This window comes from Asaia siamensis (assembly GCF_014635085.1).
Taxonomy (GTDB): Bacteria; Pseudomonadota; Alphaproteobacteria; order Acetobacterales; family Acetobacteraceae; genus Asaia; species Asaia siamensis.
On the sequence record NZ_BMCH01000001.1, the window covers coordinates 73,115 to 92,173 of the forward strand.

A 19,059-nucleotide genomic window follows, 5' to 3' on the forward strand; every position below is an offset into this window, starting at 1 on the left:
CATGGTTCCTCTCCCACGCAGGCTCGCCGCCGTCGCCCTCGCAGCCTCTCTCCTTGCCGGCTGCACGGTTGGTCCGAACTACACCCCTGACCGCATGAAGCTGCCGGACGGGTTTGTCGAGGCCGATCACGCCGCCACCCCTGAGGAAATCGCGCGCACGGAAGCGGAGATGAAGGAGTGGTGGGGGCAATATAACGACTCTCTGCTCAACAGGCTGGTCGCGCAGGCCATTAAGGGCAATTACGATCTGCTCATTGCCGATCAGCGCATCATCGCCGGGCGCGCAATGCGTGAAGAGGCGGCTTCAGCCTGGTATCCGCAGCTTGATGCCAATGCAGGTGGTGGTTCGAGCCGTTACTCGATCAACATCGATAACTGGCCGATCCGCCCGGGCAATCCCCAGAACCGCCCCGAGGCGTCAGTGCTCACCTATGGCGCTCAGGCCAGCTGGGAGATCGACGCATTCGGTCGCATCCGTCGTGAGGTTGAGGCCAGCGAGCGCGCCATCGATGTCAGTATCGAAGATCGACGCGCCACGCTCATGACGCTGCTTTCCGATCTGGTGCGGGCTTATATCTCGCTCAGAGGGGCGCAGCTGCGTCTGGCGATCGCGCAGGCCAATGTGAAGAATGCCCAGAGCGAGGTCGATCTCACCAAGCGACTCTATCTCGAGGGTATCGGCAATACGCTGCAGACGGCGCAGGCGCAGAGCGAACTCGACAGCGAACTGGCGTCGCTCGAGCCGCTGAAATCCCAGGTCGATACGTTGAGCCACGGGGTGAGCGTGCTGCTTGGTGACATGCCGGGCGACCTCAAGGCAGAGCTTGAGGCCTTGCCAAACGGCACGGCCTCGCTGCCGGTCATGCCGCAATTCCCGGCTACGCTGCCATCTATCGTCGTGGCCAACCGTCCCGATATCCGCGCGGCCGAGCGTGGCTACGCCGAGGCGACGGCACGTATCGGCGTGGCTGTTGCCCAGCTCTATCCGAAATTCTCGATCCCGCTGACATTCAACCCGAATGCCTCGGCCATGTATCAGGCGTTTCAGGTCAACGCGATGAGCTGGTCCTTCATGATGCTGGCGACCCTGCCGGTCATGCATGGCGGGCGTTTCACCTCGCAGGTTGTCGAGGCGCGTGCCCGGGCGGAGGCGAGCAGGCTTACCTACCGCAAGACAGTACTCAATGCCTTCCGCGAGGTAGAGGACGCCATGACGTCATGGCTGCATAATGATCATTACGTTGCCCAATTGCATCAGGCATCCATCGATAGTGGGCTTGCTGCAGACCGTGCGCGGCGTCTCTATGCGGCAGGTCTGACAGATTACATCAATGTGCTGACCACCCAGCGTACACTTCTGGGCGCACAGGACCGCGAAGCCGTTGCCCGCACTGCCCGTCTGCACGATACGGTGGCTCTTTATACCGCCATGGGGGCGGGGTGGCAGGGTCTGGCCCTGCGTGACACGGCCTTGCCAATCGATGCCGCCAAGCAGAGTATTCTGGCCAAGGCGTTTTCCCGCTAGGGCCGGTCTCGATAGCTTGTGGTGCCGGGATGAGGGACGCTCTTGAATTGTTTCGCGCCGGACCGATATAAAACGTATGAAATCTGTAGTATTCACGAATAATGAGGAGAAACAGGCGTGAAAGATCCTTATGCAGCGCTTGGCCTGACGCGCGGCGCCACGGATAAGGAGATCCGCAGCGCCTATCGCAAGCTCGCCAAGGAGCATCATCCAGACCACAACCCGAACAACAAAAAGGCCGAAGAGGCCTTCAAGGCCGTCGGTGCTGCCTATGGCATTCTGGGCGACAAGGAAAAGCGGGCGCGTTTCGACCGCGGTGAGATCGATGCCGAGGGCAATGAGCGTGGTCCGTTCGGCCCGGGCGGTGGCGGCGGTTTCCGCGGTGGTCAGGGTTTCCCTGGCGGCGGTGGCGGTCAGTTCAACCAGGAAGATCTGGGTGCATTCTTTTCCGACATGTTCAGCGGTGGCGGCACCGGGGCCGATTTCGGAGGCGGACCTTTCGGCGGTGGTGGCCGTCGTCGCAGCCGTCGCGGTGCCGATCGCTCCTATACGCTGACTGTCTCGTTCGAGGATTCCGTGCTGGGTACGACCAGCCGTGTGACCTTGCCGGAAGCCGGAACGGTCGAGGTCAAGATCCCTGCCGGTATCGAAGATGGTCAGACCCTGCGCCTGAGTGGCAAGGGCGCTGCGGGAATGGGTGAGGGCGCTCCGGCCGGTGATGCGCTCATCACCATCTCGGTGACGCCAAGCACCGTCTATACGCGAGAGGGGCGCGATCTGCGGGCAAGTGTGCCAGTCGATCTCAGCACGGCCATTCTGGGTGGAAAGATCGTGGTACCGACGCCCAAAGGTCAGGTGACCATGAAAGTGCCGCCCCATTCCGATACAGGCACGGTACTGCGCCTCGGTGGGCGCGGTGTCGCCGAGCATGGCGGACACAAGGCGGGTAACCTCTATGTTACGTTGCAGGTCCGGATCGGCAAGGTCGATCCGGCACTTGAGGAGTTTCTGGCCAAGCAGCAGGCGCTTCAGGGCGAACAGGCCTGATCCATGCCCGTGAAGAGCAGCTTTTTCGACTGGAAACTGGTCTTTACCCGCGAAGTGATGGGAGCGGTTGTGGCGCTTCTCGCCACGGCGCTTCTGGTCCTGCTCTGCTATGGCGGGATGCGTATCTCGGGTGTCTGGGCGGGACTTTAGACTTTCGCTCCCTCATGAGTGTGATATCTCCGGGCAACTGATTTTCATTTGTCCGGACATTCCTCATGAGTTCACTCCCCTCATCCGCGCTGCCGACACGACGACAATCCTTTTCGGTCGTGTTTGCCATCGAGCTGTGGGAACGCTTCGGCTATTACGGCATGCAGGCCGTTCTCACGCTCTATCTGGTGCAGCGTCTTGGGCTGAGCGATGTGGCTGCGAACGTCATGATCGCAGCCTTTGTCGGACTGACCTACATCACGCCAGTACTCGGTGGCTATGCGGGGGATCGTATTCTCGGGCCGCGCCGCACCATGCTCATGGGGGCCTTTGCGCTGATCTTCGGCTATGCTGCGCTCGCTCTGGCTGACCAGCATCGCCCCTTGCTCTTCTTCGCGATGGCCCTGATTTCGGCTGGCAACGGGTTGTTCAAGCCTAACGCCGCCAATCTGGTGCGACGGATCTATGAGGGCGACGATGCGGCGCTCGATGCCGCCTTCACCATCTATTACATGTCGGTCAATGTGGGCTCGACGGTTTCGATGCTCATTACGCCGCTGCTTCAGGATCGCTATGGCCCGGCCAGTGCGTTTCTGACCTGCTCCGGCGGTCTGGTTGTAGGGCTGCTCTATTATTTCTGGCGTCGCCAGTGGATCCACCATGCAGGGTCTGCTCTGGACCAGGGGCCGTTCCAGATGCGGCCTTTCCTGATCGTTCTTGGCGGCTTCGTGCTGACCGTTCTGGTTCTGACCGGTATCATTGCAAGCCCTGGCATCGCGCGGCTCTGTGTCTGGGCAGCCAGTATCGCCATCGTCATTCTCTGGGGGCGGCTCTATTTTCGTTCCGGGGCGCAGGCCCGTCCGGGCCTGCGTCTGACGTTTCTGCTCTGCCTCGAAAGCATGGCCTATCTGATTTTCTATCAGCAGATGATGACCTCGCTCACGCTCTTTGCCCTGCGTGCGGTCGATGGTGATCTGCGTATCGGCGGTGTGACCCTGGTGCATCTGCGTGCCGGACAGTTTCAGGCGCTCAACCCGATCTGGATCATGCTGGCCAGCCCGGTTCTGGCAGCGCTCTACAACCGTCTGGCCGCCCAGGGACGCGATCTGTCTCTGGCGCACAAGATGGTGCTGGGTTTCGGACTGGTCACGCTAGGGTTTTTCATCTGGTGGATTGCCGCCTCCCATACGCAAGATCTGGTATCGGCCTGGGTCATGGTGCTTGGCTATGGTCTCATTTCCATTGCCGAATTGCTGACCATGGCGCTCGGCCTCGCCATTATCGCGCGTTATACCGCAGCCGAGAGCAGCGGTTTCATGATGGGGTCGCTCTATCTGGTCTGGGGCATTGCCATGTATGTGGGCAGCCTCGTGGCCAATTTCGCGGCATCGACGGGCGAGCCCGCCTCTGGCGCTGCTGCCGCAGCCCTCTATGTGCCGCTTTTCCGCGATCTCTTTATCGCCGGTCTGATACTGACCGGGCTGCTGGTCTGCCTCCTGCCTTTGGCCAAACGCTGGGATCGCGAACATATGGCGGCGACGGGTGGTTCGGCGATACCGGGAGCCCGTCCAGCCATGCCGCTCGAGGTTGAAGACTGATCTGTTGCACGGCCCTGCCCGTAGGGGCAGGGTTTTGCCAATCGGTCGGGAAGATGCCTATCATCCCTGCGCTCAGAACGAGCCTGTTCAAAAGGACGACATCATGAAGCCGAGCTCACGTTACGCCCTCGCCGGTCTGGCCCTTATTGCCGGAACGGTCGCATCGCCCTGCCTGCCTGTGATCGGCGCCGCGACGCCTGCCATGGCTGCCAGCGCACCGGCTGCAGACGCACCGCTTACGCTCAAGATTCTCAAGGTCGAAGGCAATAATGCCATCACCACCGCCGATATCATGGCGGCTCTTCCCTACCATGTGGGCGACACCGTTACGCGTGAGCAGCTTGATGCCGGGGTGCAGAAAGTGGCCGACCTCTACAAGGCCAAAAATCTCGGGGCGAAATTCAGCGAGAAAGAGCGCTTCGTAAAGAACACGGTGCAGTTCTATCTCGTGATCGAAGAGCAGGCTCCGAGTGCGGCTCCGGCCCCAGCCCCGTTCGTTCTCGACAAGGTCGAGTTCGTTGGGAACAAGCAGGTGCCCACGGCTGAACTCGAAGCAGCAACGAAGCTGCATCCGGGCGCGACCGTCACGGCAGAAGCGGCGACGGCTGACACGGTTGCTATCCAGAAAGTCTATCAGAAGCATAATCTTGGCGTGCAGATCCAGCCTGTAGCCACGCAGCCCAATCACGACAATCACGTCGTGCTGACCTATCAGATCACCGAGAAGTAAAAAGGCGGGCCCCTCAGGGGGCTCATCTCGCCTTACGACGCATTGTCTTCAGACTGTTCGCGTCGACCGCGTATGAGCGGTATCGCCACGCTCTGCAAAGAGCGTGGCATTTAGGATCAATCGGATCGTCTAATCCGATGCCAGCATAGAAAAAAACGCATCTTCCAGCAGGGTTGGTTCCAGCGTTCCTGGCAGATAGAGCGGATGTTCCGGGCGTCCACCCTTGCTCAGGCGCATCACGTACAGATGGATCCCGGCCTCGTGCAGGGAGAGAGCCACCTTGCTGCCCTGCTTGCGCAGGGTAGGGTGGGTCGGAGAGCCATAGGCGAGAATGACCTTGTCGGCTTCCCTTGCCATGGCGAGTAGCGCCTCATTATTTCCGGGCCCTACCGGATCGTCCACGTCGAGCAGACGCTTTTGATCGGTACAGCGATAAGCGAAACTATTACCCACAAACATCGCGCCATAGCCCCAGCTGCGCGCATAGCGCTGGCATTTGGCAACGGTACGATCATCGCCGTATTCGGTCGCGACAGATGGATTCATCATCAGCCACATAATGCTGGGCTTGCGTTCGTCCCAGATGCGGTGAAGTCTGTAACGATAACAATCACGCGGACCGTCATAGACAGCCGTGCTGACAACATCGTCCTGAAGGCGCAGGGCCTTGGAAGACCCTACGTGATGAGTCGGGGTTTTCTGATCCATAGGCGGCAGAAGCGCTTTCCCATGCCATGAGAAAGCGCCGGAATCCTTATTTCTTTCTGTTCTTCATCGTGTCGGCCTTGAACGTCTTCAGCGCTGCGAGAGCTTTCTCGACGTGATTGCCGGGGGATTCCGAACTGATCGTCGCGATGATCTGGCCTTCCGGCGCGATCACATAGGTCACGCGCTGGGCGATATCGAGCATCGGCATCTTGGCGTCGTAAAGCCGTGTGACTTTGCCCTCGCTGTCAGAGGCGACAGGAAACTGGCCCTTGATCTGACTGACCGAAAAATTATCGAGCTTGCTGATCTTGTCCATCGACACGCCGATGACGCTGGCACCGAGTGCGGTGAATTGCGGCATGGCGTCGGCAAAACCATGGGCTTCCATGGTGCAGCCCTTGGTGAAGGCCGCCGGATAGAAATAGAGAACCACCGGTCCTTTGGCGAGGGCGTCACGCAGGGTGTACTGCATCTCCTTGCCATTCTGGGTGGCTGGCAGGGTAAAATTGGGGGCTTCAGCGCCCTGCTTGAGTTCCGCCCTTGCAGCAGGTGCTGCAAGTATCAGGGAAAGGCCAAGAAGGGTCTTCAGGGGGACAAAGGCTAGACGACGGGACATGCGATCTCCGCACAAGATCAGGGTCAGAACGATGATCCCGGAGAGACGACCACGCAGGGCGTGTCGCGGCCCATCTTCCGGCAGGCTGCCACGGCATCGTCATGGGAGAGATTGAGCAGACGCGCTCTGTAGAGATGGGCCCGCCCGGACTGCACCGTGGAAACCTGACTACGTGCGCCAGAGAGCGAAGTTCCGGCATGAGTCTGCGCCTGCGCGACGGCGCGCGTTGCCTGGACGGCAGAATTATAGGCACCGACCTGAATGGCCCAGTTCCCGGGCTGCACGCTGCGCGGTGCTGATTGCGTCCGGGTTTCGCGCTGCGCAGGTCGTGGTGTCATGACAGCAAGCACGGGCTCAGCCGAAAGGCGGCGTCCGACCGGAATCGGCTGCACGGGCGCACGACCCGCCCATGCCTGGGCAACGTTGTCGGACGAGGCGCCGTCATCATCCTGCGTGTTCGCGCTTGCCATCTGCACCGGAGCGCTACGTGACGGCGTGGTTGCTACGACACCACGGGCAGCCCAGGCAGCACTGACTGACGAACTGCTGGCTGCGGGCGCTTCGGCCACCTGCATTTCCTGCTGGTCGGCACGATAGGTCGCTGTCTGGGCCTGCTGGCGCCACGCCGCACGGACAGACGCCGTCTCGCTGTCACTCTGCGCCACCATCGTCGCAGCAGAGGGGTCGTGTTGGGACACGAGAAGATCGGCAGCGGATCGGTTGCGGGGCCAGATGCCAGCGATCTGTGGCCCGACATGGGCGACGTAACGCCGTGTCTCGCGCGGCAGGGAACGACCGCGACGCAGATAGGAATCGAGGCTTCCAGGGCCGTCATTATAGGCGGCAAGAAAGCCCGGCGAGCCATAGATGTTGTACATCTGCCGGATATAGGCCGTGCCCGCCATGATGTTGTCATGCGGGTCATAGGCATCATCGCCCAGATTATACTGCGAGCGCATGTCGTCATAGGTGGGCGGCATGAGCTGCATCAGCCCCATGGCGCCGGGCGCTGACGTGGTGAACTGTCCGTTGCGGTCATACAGCCGCCCGCCGGATTCCTGCATCATCACCGAGCGGATCCACGTGCCGGGTACATCGAATCGCGCTGAGGCTTCCTCGATATACGGGCCCCATGGGTCTTCCGGCGGGCCCGGCGGCGCGTAATACGATTTTGCGTGTTCGCGGTAATCGGCTGCCTCCTGGGCAACAGGAATCTGCGGTCTCTGAGGGCCGTTGGCGCAGGCCGACAGCAGGGCCGCAGCGCCCGTAATCATCAGCAGGCGTGAAGATTTCAGCCCCGAAAACAGGAACCGGCCGGCTTCTTCTTGTCCGACCTTGGCATTCAAACGGCGAAAACGGGTCATGATGGGCTTCACCTGATGCGAACCGAGCGTGAACCGCATTCTGCGGCAGGAATGCGGCAAAACTACGGAGCCCTGTTCGAGAAAGATAGCAATAAATTGACGGGAACTCTTTCGATTTCTGTCAGTGCTGCGCGGCAGGCCTCGATGGTTGCGGAAACGGGGCTTATCCGGTAGGGCGAAACCCTCGAAACGTCGCAGAATATGAACCCGCAAAATCCCCTGGAGGGACATGAGCCAGAGTCGATATGCCCGAGCATGGGATGATCTAGCATCAGGTCTGCGCTCCTGGCGGCTCGCCGCCACCCTCGGCTGGACCGATGTCAGGCTGCGCTATCGCGGCTCCGTGCTTGGCCCGTTCTGGCTGACGCTCTCTGCACTGGTCATGGTGGTCTCGATGGGCGTGATCTATGCCCGTCTTTTCCACATGAATCTGCGCGAATATCTGCCTTTCCTGTCTCTTTCCATGGCGCTCTGGCAGGTCGGCTTGTCGAGCCTGCTGCTAGAGTCCTGCACCTGCTTCATTGATGCCGAAGCCAGTATTCATGCGATGAAGCTGCCCTTTTCACTTCAGGCGCTGCGTCTTCTGGTGCGTAATGCCATCGTGTTCGCCCATAGCATTGTCGTGCCGATCGGTGTTTTCGTGATCTATGGCGTTTCTCCAGGTCTGATCAGTCTTGTATCGCTGCCGGGTCTGGCACTCTGGATGATTGACGGCTTTGCGTCCTGTCTGCTGTTGGGTGCGCTTTGCGCACGCTTTCGCGACATTCCGCCCATTATGGGGGCGTTTCTCCAGATCGCCTTTTACGTGACGCCGATCATATGGAAGCCATCCCAGCTTTCGCCGCGTCAAAGCGCTCTTTTGATGCTCAATCCGTTCTACGATCTGCTGGAACTCGTGCGCGCACCGATTTTCGGTACCCTGCCGTCGCTTCCGGTCGTCATGATCTCGGTCGGCCTGAGTGCGTTCTGGTGCTTCATTGCCTTCCTGTTTTTCGCCAGGACGCGTGCGCGTCTGGCTTTCTGGGTCTGAGTTCCATGCCCCTGATCCGCCTGATCGATTACTCGCTGACCTATCCGATGTTCCACGGCAGCGCTCGCTCGCTGAAGAAAAGTCTCTTCAAGGGGGTCAGGAACAAGGTTGCAGACCGGAAGAGCGCTGGTGGCAGTATCGTCAGCAACTCGGACACGACAGTGGTTCTGGCGCTGAGCCAGTTGACCCTTTCGATCGAGTCTGGCGAACGTGTCGGGCTGATCGGGCACAATGGCGCAGGCAAATCGACGCTTCTGCGTGCGCTTGCCGGGATCTATGAATCATCGTTGGGCGTCTTGCATGTCGAGGGCGATCTTCATGCGCTTCTGAGCCCGCAGGCCGGTATGAACACCGATCTCACAGGGCGTGAGAATATCCGGCTTTATGCGCGCTATATCGGTCTTAGCGATTCGGCGACCGTGGAACTTGAAGCCGACGTCGAGGCCTTTGCAGAGCTTGGCGCGTTTCTTGATCTGCCGGTGCGGCTCTATTCCTCAGGGATGGCAATCCGTCTGGGCTTTGGCCTTGCGACAGCACCCCGGCCTGAGGTCCTGCTGATGGATGAGTGGTTCATGGCGGGCGACTCCCATTTTCAGGAGAAGGCACGCGAGCGTTTGACCCGCCTTATCGAGCATGTGCGTATTCTGGTCATCACCTCGCACTCGCTCCCCATCCTGCGTCAATGGTGCACACGCATCATCTGGATGGAAGGCGGGCGCATCCGTATGGACGGCCCGCCGGATCTGGTGATTGACGCCTACAAGGCTGTCAATCACGGGTAATCTCACCCCTTGAAGATACCAGTGATCGAAGCGAGCAGCGCAAGGGCTTCCTCGCGAGGGCGCTGGAAGGTGTTGCGGCCGATGATCGATCCAAAACCGCCACCATCATGAATGCCGCGAATGGTGTCGAGCAGCGCGTCGGTTGTCGCATGTTCGCCACCTGAGAAGATGACGATGCGACGCCCGGCAAAGGTCGATTGCACCACGTGGCGGACACGCGCTTCCATGGTCGAGATGTCGATCTTCTGCTCGAGATAGACGGCCTTGGCGGCGGGCAGAGAAAGGGCGTCGGTCGGGGGCTTGACCTTGATGATGTGCGCGCCGCACTCGGCAGCCATATGGGCGGCATAAGCGCAGATATCGATGGCCGTCTCGCCCGCCTTGTCGAGCATCGGCCCGCGCGGATAGCTCCATACGATCACGGCCAGGCCAGCAGCCTTGGCTTCCTGGGCCAGTTCACGCAGCTCGTTCATCTGGTCGAAGCAGTATTCACTGCCCGGATAGATGGTGAAGCCGATGGCCGAGCAGCCGAGACGCAGCGCGTCGGCGACGGTGCCGGTGACGGCCTGGTTCTTCTCGGTCGCCAGCGAGTTCGAGCTGTTGCATTTCAGGATCAGCGGGATCTGTCCGGCAAAGGTCGATGCCCCGGCTTCAAGCATGCCGAGCGGCGCCGCAAAGGCATTGAGCCCTGCTTCGATCGCTAGGGAGAAATGATAATGCGGGTCATAGGCCGGGGGGTTGGCGGCAAAAGACCGCGCAGGCCCGTGTTCGAAACCCTGATCGACCGGCAGGATGACCAGCTTGCCGGTGCCTGCCAGCACGCCCGTATTCATCAGACGAACGAGATTGGCCTTTGTGCCGGGGTTATCGGCTTCGTAATTGGCAAGAATGGCTTTGACCTGGGGTGTCAGCGACATGCAGCGCTCCTGTTTTATTATTGGCCAGCCCGTGGGAAAGGTGACCGAAGGACTATAACGCTTCTAACTGTCGCCACCCCGATCCGTTTCTTGCGACACCCGAACTAGCCTTCACAGATTCGACATCGGTTTTTGAACCAATGCATCCCACGGGGGGCTGTCGCGTTCACGCGGCACCTCCGTCCGCGCCCTGCCGCGCCACTACCAGCCTCTCAGGAGGGGAGGGAGAAAGGAAAGATGATGCGACATTTCGGCCTGCTCACCTGCCTTGCGGCTGGTACCTGCCTTTTCTCCCCCTCCGTGATGGCCGAGCCGGTTGCGCTGCTCCATGCCCGACTTGTCGATGGAACCGGAGCCGCCGCAAAACCGGATATGACGATCATCATCGACCACGGGCAGATCGTATCCATCGGCCAGGCGCCTGAACATGGGGTCAGGACACTCGATCTTCATGGCAAGACGGTCATGCCTGCGCTTATCAGCGACCACAGCCATGTTGGCCTTGTCGACGGGATGACCACGGCCTCGCGAAACTATACAAGGGCGACCATTCTTGCGGCACTTGAGCAGTACAGACGCTATGGCGTGCTGACAGTCACAGCCCTGGGGCTGAACAAATCGCCGCTCTTCGATCAGTTGCGTCGTGAACAGCATCAGGGCGTCAATCCCGGTGCAGATCTCTTCGGTGTCGATCAGGGCATTGGCGCCCCGGGGGGCATGCCGCCAGAAGCAATGGTGGACAAGATGGGTCATGACCAGATCTTCCGGCCTCATACGCCTCAGGAAGCGCGTCAGGCCGTTGACCGCATGGCCGATGAAGGCACGGATTTCGTCAAGATCTGGCTCGACGATCTGCATCTCACCAATCCTGCCAAACCACCTCTGCCGTTGCTGGGTGCGCCAGTGTGGCAGGCCGCGATGGCAGAGGCCCATAAGCGCCATCTGCGGGTCGCCGTGCATATTCATGACCTCGATCTCGCGCATCAGGCTCTGGCGCATGGGGCAGATATCCTCGCCCATGGCGTTCGGGACAAACCAGTCGATACGGCTCTGATCACCCAGCTCAGAACAAGCGGGGCCTGGTACATTCCAACCCTGTCGCTGGACGAGTCGACCTATTACTTCGCCGAGCATCCTGAAGTTCTGAGTCAGAGCGTTGTTTACGACGCCATGTCGCCCGCTCTCCGCAATACGGTGGCAGATGAGAACTGGCGCAAATCCACGCTTGCCAAACCCGCCTCGGCCGCTGCCCACGGGGCTCTGGCGATGAACGAGCGCAACCTTCTCGCCCTTTATCGCAGGGGCGTGCATATCGGTTTCGGCACGGATTCAGGGGCGACCCCCCTGCGTCTGCCGGGCTTTGCCGAGCACCGCGAACTGGTCCTGCTCGTGCAGGCAGGCCTCACGCCTCTTCAGGCCATCAATCTCGCAACCCAGCAGGCAGCAGCGCTTCTGGGGCTGCAGGATCGTGGCGTGTTGGCCGTTGGAAAACGGGCAGATCTGCTGGTTATTGACGGCGCTCCGGATCGAACCATATCTGATATCGACCTGATTTCTCAGGTCTGGCAGCGCGGTACGCCTGTCTCTGACGGACTCGTTCCTAAAGGAAAGACACCATGAACCGTCATCTCGGGGCTTTACTGGGGGCAGTACTTCTTGCCTCTCCCTCACTCGCCCTCGCACAGCAGGCTCCCGGCCGTTACGCCGATGGCACCGGAAATAGCGTGATTGACCGCCTGAATTCGTCGCAGCTCAACGATAACTACAAGGGGCCATACTACCATCGAGGGGAGGCACCGCCAGCCTTCAGGCCGGTGCAACTCCCGCCGGAGCCGCCGCCACCGCCGCCGCCGCGCCCTCTTCCCCGTCATCGGCATCATCCTCACCCGGTTCATCCCGGCTATGCCCAGCCTGTCCCTCCGCCGCGCTGAGTACGTCACGTCGTGACCCATGCGGTCATTCTGGCTGGGGGAAGGGGGAGTCGGCTTGGCGGATGCGACAAGCCGCTCCTTCCTCTGGGGCAAGGCACAGTGCTCGAGGCACTGTTGAAGCGTCTTCGGCCGCAGATATCGAAAACGGCGCTCGCTATAAGGGGCGACCAGACTGTCTATGATTCCTACGCCTTGCCGCTTCTGCGTGACGAGTTTGCTGATTGCGGTCCTCTCGCGGGCATCATTTCGGCGCTTGCTTGGGGGCAAAGTGAGGGTGCCTCCAGCGTGCTGACCCTCCCTGGGGACACGCCTTTCATACCGGAGGATCTGCTGCACAGGCTTTCGCCGGGGCCATCCTTCGCGATGAGTCTGGGCCGAACCCATCCCCTCGTGGCGCTATGGCCTACCAATTGCCTGCCTCTCTTGCGCGGCCATGTTCAGGCTGCCCTCGCCTCAGGAGATCGGCGCCAGCTGGCCGTACGTTGTTTTGCAGCCCGGCTCGGCATGCGTCCTGTCTCGTTCAGCGATGAGGGGGGAGATCCGTTTTTCAACGTCAACTATCCCGCCGATGTCGAAGCCCTCGCAACGCGGGGCAGCTAGGCCGCTGGGAGGAGGTCAAACTCCCTGAGCGCTGGCACGAAATTCTCGTTTTCGTGGCGAGAGCGGGCCAGCTTGACCAGCGCAAAACGCTGCAGAGGGTGCAGGGTCTTCCAGATGGCAAGATCGGGGGGGGCAACATCGTCTTGTTCCGCCTGTGCCAGAACGCAGCCAGGAACAGAAGTGGTTTCGCGCCACAGAGACTCATCATTCGCGCCAAGCGCCTTGGGGGGCTCATCGCAATGCGCTTCGATAAAGGCGATCAGCTTGTCACGATAAACAATCTGTTCCGAGGGAGTCTCGCAGGCAAGATGCATGAGGTCGCGACGGATTTCCGCTGGCAGCTGACTCCATTGTCTCAGGCTCAGCTTGATACCGCAGCAATCGAGCTTGAGGCGTACGCGCATCGGGATGCAGCGTAATGTTCCGGCAAAATCCTGTTCGAAGGCAAAAAAATCAGCGTTTGGGTCAAAACTCATCAGGCGCTCATCTCGACAGCTTCCGGTTTGATCAGACGATGCGCCCCGCAGAAAATGGCGAGGCGATCGGGGCGGGCATTGCCAATAAGGGTCATGTCAGCCTTGCGCGCGACCTGAATGGCGCGATCCGTGGGCGAGGAAATCGCGACCAGCGTGGAAATACCGAGCGTCAGCGCCTTTTCGACCATGTCATAGGAGCAACGGCTCGTCACAAGGCAGAAGCCGCGACCAGGATCGCGTGGTGACTGGCTGAGGATTCCGATGAGCTTGTCTAGGGCATTATGGCGCCCGACATCCTCACGCACATAATGGATCACCCCGTCAGGCGCTGCCCAGGCTGCGGCGTGGACCATATGAACCTTCTGGTTCAGCACCTGCAACTCAGGCAGGGCGGCGAGCGCCTTTCGAATGGCGGGCACCAGAATGCTATGGGCGGAAAGGCTCGCTCCGGGGGTTGCGATCTCGTTGAGATCGGTCACGCCACACAGGCCGCAACTGCTGCTGCCCGTCAGAAGTCGTTGCCCTCTGCGGATCAGTCGGCTGAAATCGACGCCAGGAATGCGGATATGTGCCGAGAGCTGGTCTTCGTGCCGTTCGATATGACAGGAGATCAGATCCGCCGGTGTGGCGATGATCTTTTCGGTCAGAACAAAACCAAGCACGAAATCATGAAGATCGAGCGGTGTGACCATCATCACCGCATAGACATGGAATTCGTTGAAAATCAGCGTCAGCGGCGTTTCTTCCGCGATGCCGAGCTCGATGCGTTCCTGAACGCCGTCAGACCCGATCGCGACGGCATGGCGCAGCAGATGCGCGGCGGCAAGGCTGTCAGGTCGTATCGTCATGGCGTCCTCGCCGACGGGATCACGCGCACAGGAATCGATTTGGCAGCCGGTGTGCCGCTGATTTCATCATAGTGATTGAGTGGCAGAAGGGGGTTGAGTTCGGGATAATAACCGGCGATTGCCCCACGTGGCATCGGGTAGGCGATAGCCACCAGATCATCCACGCGCCGGGAAATACCGTCCGTCGAAAGCGTTTCGAGGCTTACCACCATCTCCTGCTCGAGACCGCGCTCTGCCATGTCTTCATCATTCATGAATACGACCATGCGGGTGTTGTAGATGCCGCGATAGCGATCATTCATGCTGTAGATCGTGGTGTTGAACTGGTCATGCGAACGTATGGTCGACAGGCGCAGCATGGCGTCATCCTCGATCGCATCATCAACGGCCAACCCCGGAAAGAGCAGGAAGCGGGCCTTGCCACTCGGGGTTTTCCAGACCCGACGACGGGGCGGTATATCGAGGTGAAAGCCCTGCTTGTTGCGGATGCGTGCATTGAAATCGGCGTAGATCTCCGGATAGACGGCAGCAATCCGGTCTCGGATCAGACTGTAATCATCCGCGAAAAGGGCCCAGGGGATGGGGCTTTCCGGCAGGGTCGCCTGTGCCATGCCACAGACGATAGCCACCTCCGAAAGCAGGTCAGGGCTCGCCGGTTCCAGCACGCCGCGCGATGCCGTCACAGTCGACATGGCATCTTCGATGGTGATGAATTGCTCGCCCGTTGCCTGACGATCGATTTCCGAGCGGGCGATCACAGGCAGGATGAGCGCATCGCGCCCATGCACGATATGGCCACGATTGAGTTTGGTCGCGATCCCCACGGTCAGGTTGAGGCGACGCATCGCCTCATAGGCGCGCGGGGTGTCGGGAATGGCATGAATGAAATTACCGCCCATTCCGATAAAGACTTTCGCCGTGCCTGCCAGCATGGCCTCTACCGACTCAACCGCGTGGTGGCCATGCGCCCGTGGGGGCTCAAAACCGAAGACGTCACGCAGACGGTCGAGATAGGCCTGGGTCGGTTTTTCGTCGATCCCTACCGTACGGTCGCCCTGCACATTCGAATGGCCGCGAATAGGGGCGATCCCGGCGCCTTTCTTGCCGAAATTCCCGCGCAGCATCAGGAAGGCAGCAATCTGCTGGATCATGCGCGCGCCCTGCTGATGCTGGGTAATGCCCATGCCAAAGCAGATGATCGTCGCGTTGGAGCGCGCATAGATTGCTGCAGCGCGCCTGATCTGGGTTTTTTCTATGCCTGAAACCCGTTCGATTTCAGCCCAGTCCAGCTGCATGATTTCTTCGCGCCAGGGGGCAAAGCCTTCTGTATGCGTCTCGATGAAAGCATGATCGAGAACGGCTTTACCCGCTGCGTCGCTCTCGAAAAGCGCTTTTGTCATGCCCTTGAAGAAGGCGAGATCGCCCCCGATGCGGATATGCACGAATTCCGTCGCGATGGCGGTCGAGCCGCCAGTCGCCATGGGCACAGGATCCTGCGGTTCGGTAAAGCGGATGAGCGCGCGTTCCGGCATCGGGTTGACCACGACGATCGGCACATTGCGTTTGCGGGCATGGGCAAGCAGACCCATCATGCGCGGCGAGTTCGTGCCCGTATTCTGACCGACAATGAAGATGGCCTCGGTATGCTCGAAATCATCCATCACCACGGTGCCCTTGCCGATGCCTATGGCACCGGGTAGCCCGCGGCTGGTGGGCTCGTGGCACATGTTCGAGCAATCGGGAAAGTTGTTGGTGCCGAAGCTGCGCACGAAAACGGAGTAGAGAAAAGCCGCCTCATTCGATGTGCGGCCCGACGTATAGAACTCTGCCTCATCGGGGGAATTGAGCTGACGCAGATGGCAGCCGATCAGGTCGAAAGCCTCCTGCCAGCTGCAGGGAACGTAATGATCCGTCGTCGGATCGTAACGCATGGGCTCGGTGAGGCGGCCCTGCTCCTCCAGCCAGTAATCGCTTTGGTCAGCGAGCGCCGATACGCTGTGTTCGGCGAAAAACGCCCGTGTGACACGCCTCTTGGTCGCCTCGACCGCAAGTGCCTTCACACCGTTTTCGCAGAACTCGATCTTCTTGTGATGTGTCGGATCGGGGAAGGCGCAGCTGGGGCATTTGAAGCCCCCCGGCTGGTTCATGGAGAGCAAAGCGCGCGAACCCTTGCCGACAACGCTCTGTTCCAGAAGGGCTTTTGCTGTTGCCCTGACAGCACCCCACCCACCTGCCGGATGATGATACGGCTTGTAGATGGTCTTGCGATCGGGCATCGGGCGGTTCTCCGTTCAGGGGGCGGCGCCTGCCACCATATACGTATGAACCTTTCCAGCGTCGGAATCGCTCCCTCATATCTGCGTGAAGCCGATCAGAAGCTGCTCACCACCGAGAAGAATGTGCCGCGCCTCTGCCCATACTGTGCCTGCGTCACTCCTACGCCGCTCCCGTCGCGAATCTGGTAGCGATGGTCGAAAAGATTGACGACATCAGCGCGTAGCTTGAGGCTGTGCCCCATCGGGACGTGGGTGAAGGTATGAGCGTAGCCGATATTGAAAACAGCATAGGAGGGCTGCTTCTCCAGATTGGCGAAGCCGCTTCGCAGCCCGTAGCCATAGAGAAAGTCGAGATAGGCCATGTCATGCTTGTTGCTGTAGGACACGCCCGCCGATGAGGTGAATTCGCCCTGGTGATCGAGCTGGATGCCGTGACGCCTGATATAGTCCAGCTCGGCAACCTCGAACTGGTATTGAGCCGAGTTGATGTCCTTCGCCCAGGTCTTGACGAAGGAGAAATTGCCATAGATCGACCAGCCACCATGGCGCCATGAATTGCCGATTTCGGCGCCATAAACGCGGCCACGTCTATAGCTGAAGGGCGCCAGAATGACGGCACGGCCGAACTGACCCAAATCACCCTGATCGCGCGCCCATTTGCCATAGGCGTCAAGCGTGATCTGATAATCGCGCGTCACATGGTGCAGGATGCCAACATCGACATAATGGGATTTTTCCACCCTCGTTGGCGTGTTCAGCATGGTCTGGGGGGCGTTTGTCGTGCCGGCAAACTTGGCGAGGGTCGCATCTGAAATATATTGCGGCGAAGGCGGCGCGAAATAGCGCGAATAGCCAAAATGGATTGTTGTTGCGTTCGTCGCCTTCCAGACCATGTTGGCCCGTGGGCTGAGCTGCCCCTCACTATGGAAGGAGGAGGCAAAACGGTCATAACGCAAGCCGTAATTGAAGGTCAGGCGAGGCGTGATATGAAACTCGTCCTGAACATAGGCCCCGCCCTCGACGGCCCAGTTGCCACTATTGTCGACGATCCTTCTCGGGGTGGTCGAGGTCTGCTCGCCAGCGTCATCGACCGGGAAAGCCAGCGTGTTGGTATCGAGACGTTCGGCCGTATATTGCCCCAGCAGACCGAAACGCAGAACATGATGGGGCGCAATGTCGTAAGAGGTATCGACCTGCAGCCCGCCCGTGGTGAAGTCGTTTACCTCATGCTGCGAGATACCTGAAAAAGCGAGATCGCGGTTCGGGTCATTGCGGTAATCGATGCGGCCATAGCGAAAATAGGGAGAGATCTGCAGGTTCATCCTGTCGGTGCTGCGCTGATAGGACAACACGGCATAATAGTTCTGTTCGGTCTGTCCGTTATCCAGCAGACGCGACTGGATGCTCTGATCATCGGGCGCGATGGTGGAGGACTGATAGAGCACCGGCAGCCCGGTCGTGTTCGGAAGCTCGAAATCCGAATAGGAGGCACTGGTCAGGAGGCTGATACGGCTTTCGTCATCGAGCTGATAAGCCACATAGCCGAAGCCTTTCTCCTGCTGCGTGAAGTCATGGGTCGCACGGAAGGAATTCGTCGGGTTCTCGATGCCGATATCGTTGCGGTTATAGGAAGCCGTGACGAAATAATCCCAGCGGTCTTTCGAGCCACCAAGCTGAAGGGACGGAATGAAGGTGTTGTAGCTGCCTCCGTAAAGCGAGACCTGATTGTTTTTCAGGCTGTCACCTGTCTTGGTTTTGACATCCACAACCCCTGATGTGCGAAAACCGAACTGGGCGGGCAGTGTCCCTGTCAGCAGATCGACTGACTGGATGATGCGGCTATCCAGTTCCTGACCAAAGCCATTGAGCCCCTCGGGCAGCAGCACACCATTGACGCGATAGGTAAGCCCGCCATGCTCGCCACGCACATGGATTTCGCCATAGGAATCCATCACCACCCCGGGCAGACGAAGCAGGATCTGGCTGAAGGCTGCGTTTTCGCCGCCCGGCGTCACCTGGATCTGTCTCTGGTCAATCCCGTATGAGACGGCCCCCAGACCCGGGGCGATACGTCCGCGTGCCTGATCAAGATGCGCTGTCACGGTGATGTCTTCGCGACCGGGCGGTGTTTGTGCGACGGTTTTCTCGCCGGCCGCAGATAGACGGGGTGCCGTGCTTTTCTTTGGTGATCCCGAGGGCGTGCTGACTGCTGTCTCTACGGGAACGGATGAATGCGGCGTAGCTGTTGCAGGATGCGGTATTCCTCGCCTGGGTCCGGTCTTGACCCGCTGCGTGTCCTGCAATGCGGCTGATGTCAGCACGCTGCCATCCTGCGTCTTCCCCTCGGCTGCCAGGGCTTGTGTTGCGGCAAGGCATAGAAGGCATGGCCCTGTCAGAACTGAGCGCTTCAGAACCGGCTCCAGAAAAGCCGGAGCACGCTTGGGGATGGTGCGCAAATAAG

At 59.9% G+C, this 19,059-nt stretch carries 18 protein-coding genes; 10 read left to right on the plus strand and 8 right to left on the minus strand.

The features are described from left to right. Position 1 precedes the first annotated feature (1 nt). The 5 genes from IEV53_RS00350 (at position 2) to IEV53_RS00370 (ending at position 5,050) form a co-directional block, all read left to right on the plus strand. Positions 2-1,525 (plus strand): efflux transporter outer membrane subunit, encoded by a 1,524-nt coding sequence (locus tag IEV53_RS00350; RefSeq protein ID WP_188424484.1) that lies wholly within the window; start codon positions 2-4, stop codon positions 1,523-1,525. Positions 1,526-1,642: 117 nt separating this feature from the next. Continuing rightward, complete coding sequence (locus tag IEV53_RS00355) at positions 1,643-2,572, plus strand: DnaJ C-terminal domain-containing protein (RefSeq protein ID WP_188424486.1); 930 nt, start codon at positions 1,643-1,645, stop codon at positions 2,570-2,572. Between the two features lie 3 nt (positions 2,573-2,575). Next, positions 2,576-2,722, plus strand: a complete 147-nt coding sequence (locus IEV53_RS00360; RefSeq protein ID WP_188424488.1) for a hypothetical protein — start codon at positions 2,576-2,578, stop codon at positions 2,720-2,722. 65 nt (positions 2,723-2,787) lie between these two features. After that, a complete protein-coding gene (locus tag IEV53_RS00365; protein WP_188424490.1) occupies positions 2,788-4,320 on the plus strand; it encodes a peptide MFS transporter in 1,533 nt (510 codons plus the stop codon). A 103-nt stretch (positions 4,321-4,423) separates the two neighbouring features. Beyond that, complete coding sequence (locus tag IEV53_RS00370; RefSeq protein WP_188424492.1) at positions 4,424-5,050, plus strand: POTRA domain-containing protein; 627 nt, start codon at positions 4,424-4,426, stop codon at positions 5,048-5,050. Positions 5,051-5,179: 129 nt separating this feature from the next. On the opposite strand, the gene IEV53_RS00375 is transcribed toward IEV53_RS00370, so the two are convergent. The 3 genes from IEV53_RS00375 to IEV53_RS00385 are packed head-to-tail and all read right to left on the minus strand — an operon-like array spanning position 5,180 to position 7,738. Then, positions 5,180-5,758 carry a DUF1643 domain-containing protein gene (locus tag IEV53_RS00375; RefSeq protein ID WP_188424494.1) on the minus strand — a complete coding sequence of 193 codons (579 nt, stop codon included), beginning with the start codon at positions 5,756-5,758 and terminating at the stop codon, positions 5,180-5,182. Between the two features lie 46 nt (positions 5,759-5,804). Then, positions 5,805-6,374: a peroxiredoxin gene (locus tag IEV53_RS00380; RefSeq protein ID WP_188424496.1), complete on the minus strand. Its 570-nt coding sequence runs from the start codon at positions 6,372-6,374 to the stop codon at positions 5,805-5,807. Between the two features lie 23 nt (positions 6,375-6,397). Next, on the minus strand, positions 6,398-7,738 hold the full coding sequence (locus IEV53_RS00385; RefSeq protein WP_229719453.1) for a lytic transglycosylase domain-containing protein: 1,341 nt from the start codon (positions 7,736-7,738) through the stop codon (positions 6,398-6,400). Positions 7,739-7,967: 229 nt separating this feature from the next. On the opposite strand from IEV53_RS00385, the gene IEV53_RS00390 reads away from it, so the two are divergent. Beyond that, complete coding sequence (locus IEV53_RS00390; protein ID WP_188424498.1) at positions 7,968-8,768, plus strand: ABC transporter permease; 801 nt, start codon at positions 7,968-7,970, stop codon at positions 8,766-8,768. 5 nt (positions 8,769-8,773) lie between these two features. Continuing rightward, positions 8,774-9,550 carry an ABC transporter ATP-binding protein gene (locus IEV53_RS00395; protein WP_188424500.1) on the plus strand — a complete coding sequence of 259 codons (777 nt, stop codon included), beginning with the start codon at positions 8,774-8,776 and terminating at the stop codon, positions 9,548-9,550. Positions 9,551-9,552: 2 nt separating this feature from the next. Here the strand turns inward: IEV53_RS00395 and IEV53_RS00400 are convergent, their stop codons facing one another. Next, entirely contained in the window at positions 9,553-10,467 is a 915-nt protein-coding gene (locus IEV53_RS00400) for a class I fructose-bisphosphate aldolase (protein WP_188424502.1), read from the minus strand. A gap of 237 nt (positions 10,468-10,704) precedes the next feature. Between IEV53_RS00400 and IEV53_RS00405 the strand changes: the two genes are divergently transcribed. Genes IEV53_RS00405 through IEV53_RS00415 form a run of 3 tightly spaced genes read left to right on the plus strand, consistent with a single transcriptional unit; the run spans position 10,705 to position 12,998 of the window. Then, positions 10,705-12,087: an amidohydrolase family protein gene (locus IEV53_RS00405; RefSeq protein ID WP_188424509.1), complete on the plus strand. Its 1,383-nt coding sequence runs from the start codon at positions 10,705-10,707 to the stop codon at positions 12,085-12,087. Next, positions 12,084-12,398: a hypothetical protein gene (locus IEV53_RS00410; protein ID WP_188424511.1), complete on the plus strand. Its 315-nt coding sequence runs from the start codon at positions 12,084-12,086 to the stop codon at positions 12,396-12,398. Before IEV53_RS00405 ends, IEV53_RS00410 begins: the two co-directional genes overlap by 4 nt. 12 nt (positions 12,399-12,410) lie before the next feature. Beyond that, positions 12,411-12,998, plus strand: a complete 588-nt coding sequence (locus IEV53_RS00415; RefSeq protein ID WP_188424513.1) for a molybdenum cofactor guanylyltransferase — start codon at positions 12,411-12,413, stop codon at positions 12,996-12,998. Here the strand turns inward: IEV53_RS00415 and IEV53_RS00420 are convergent. The 4 genes from IEV53_RS00420 to IEV53_RS00435 all read right to left on the minus strand — a co-directional run bounded on the left by IEV53_RS00420 (position 12,995) and on the right by IEV53_RS00435 (position 19,054). After that, the gene (locus IEV53_RS00420) at positions 12,995-13,474 is read right to left on the minus strand and encodes a nitrate reductase associated protein (protein ID WP_188424515.1); all 480 of its coding nucleotides are present in this window, start codon (positions 13,472-13,474) and stop codon (positions 12,995-12,997) included. The genes IEV53_RS00415 and IEV53_RS00420 overlap by 4 nt on opposite strands. After that, on the minus strand, positions 13,474-14,322 hold the full coding sequence (gene fdhD, locus IEV53_RS00425; protein WP_188424517.1) for a formate dehydrogenase accessory sulfurtransferase FdhD: 849 nt from the start codon (positions 14,320-14,322) through the stop codon (positions 13,474-13,476). The genes IEV53_RS00420 and fdhD overlap by 1 nt, the downstream gene beginning before the upstream one ends. Continuing rightward, positions 14,319-16,598: an FdhF/YdeP family oxidoreductase gene (locus IEV53_RS00430; protein WP_188424519.1), complete on the minus strand. Its 2,280-nt coding sequence runs from the start codon at positions 16,596-16,598 to the stop codon at positions 14,319-14,321. The genes fdhD and IEV53_RS00430 overlap by 4 nt, the downstream gene beginning before the upstream one ends. A 95-nt stretch (positions 16,599-16,693) precedes the next feature. After that, positions 16,694-19,054: a TonB-dependent receptor gene (locus IEV53_RS00435; RefSeq protein WP_229719454.1), complete on the minus strand. Its 2,361-nt coding sequence runs from the start codon at positions 19,052-19,054 to the stop codon at positions 16,694-16,696. Between the last annotated feature and the right edge of the window lie 5 nt (positions 19,055-19,059).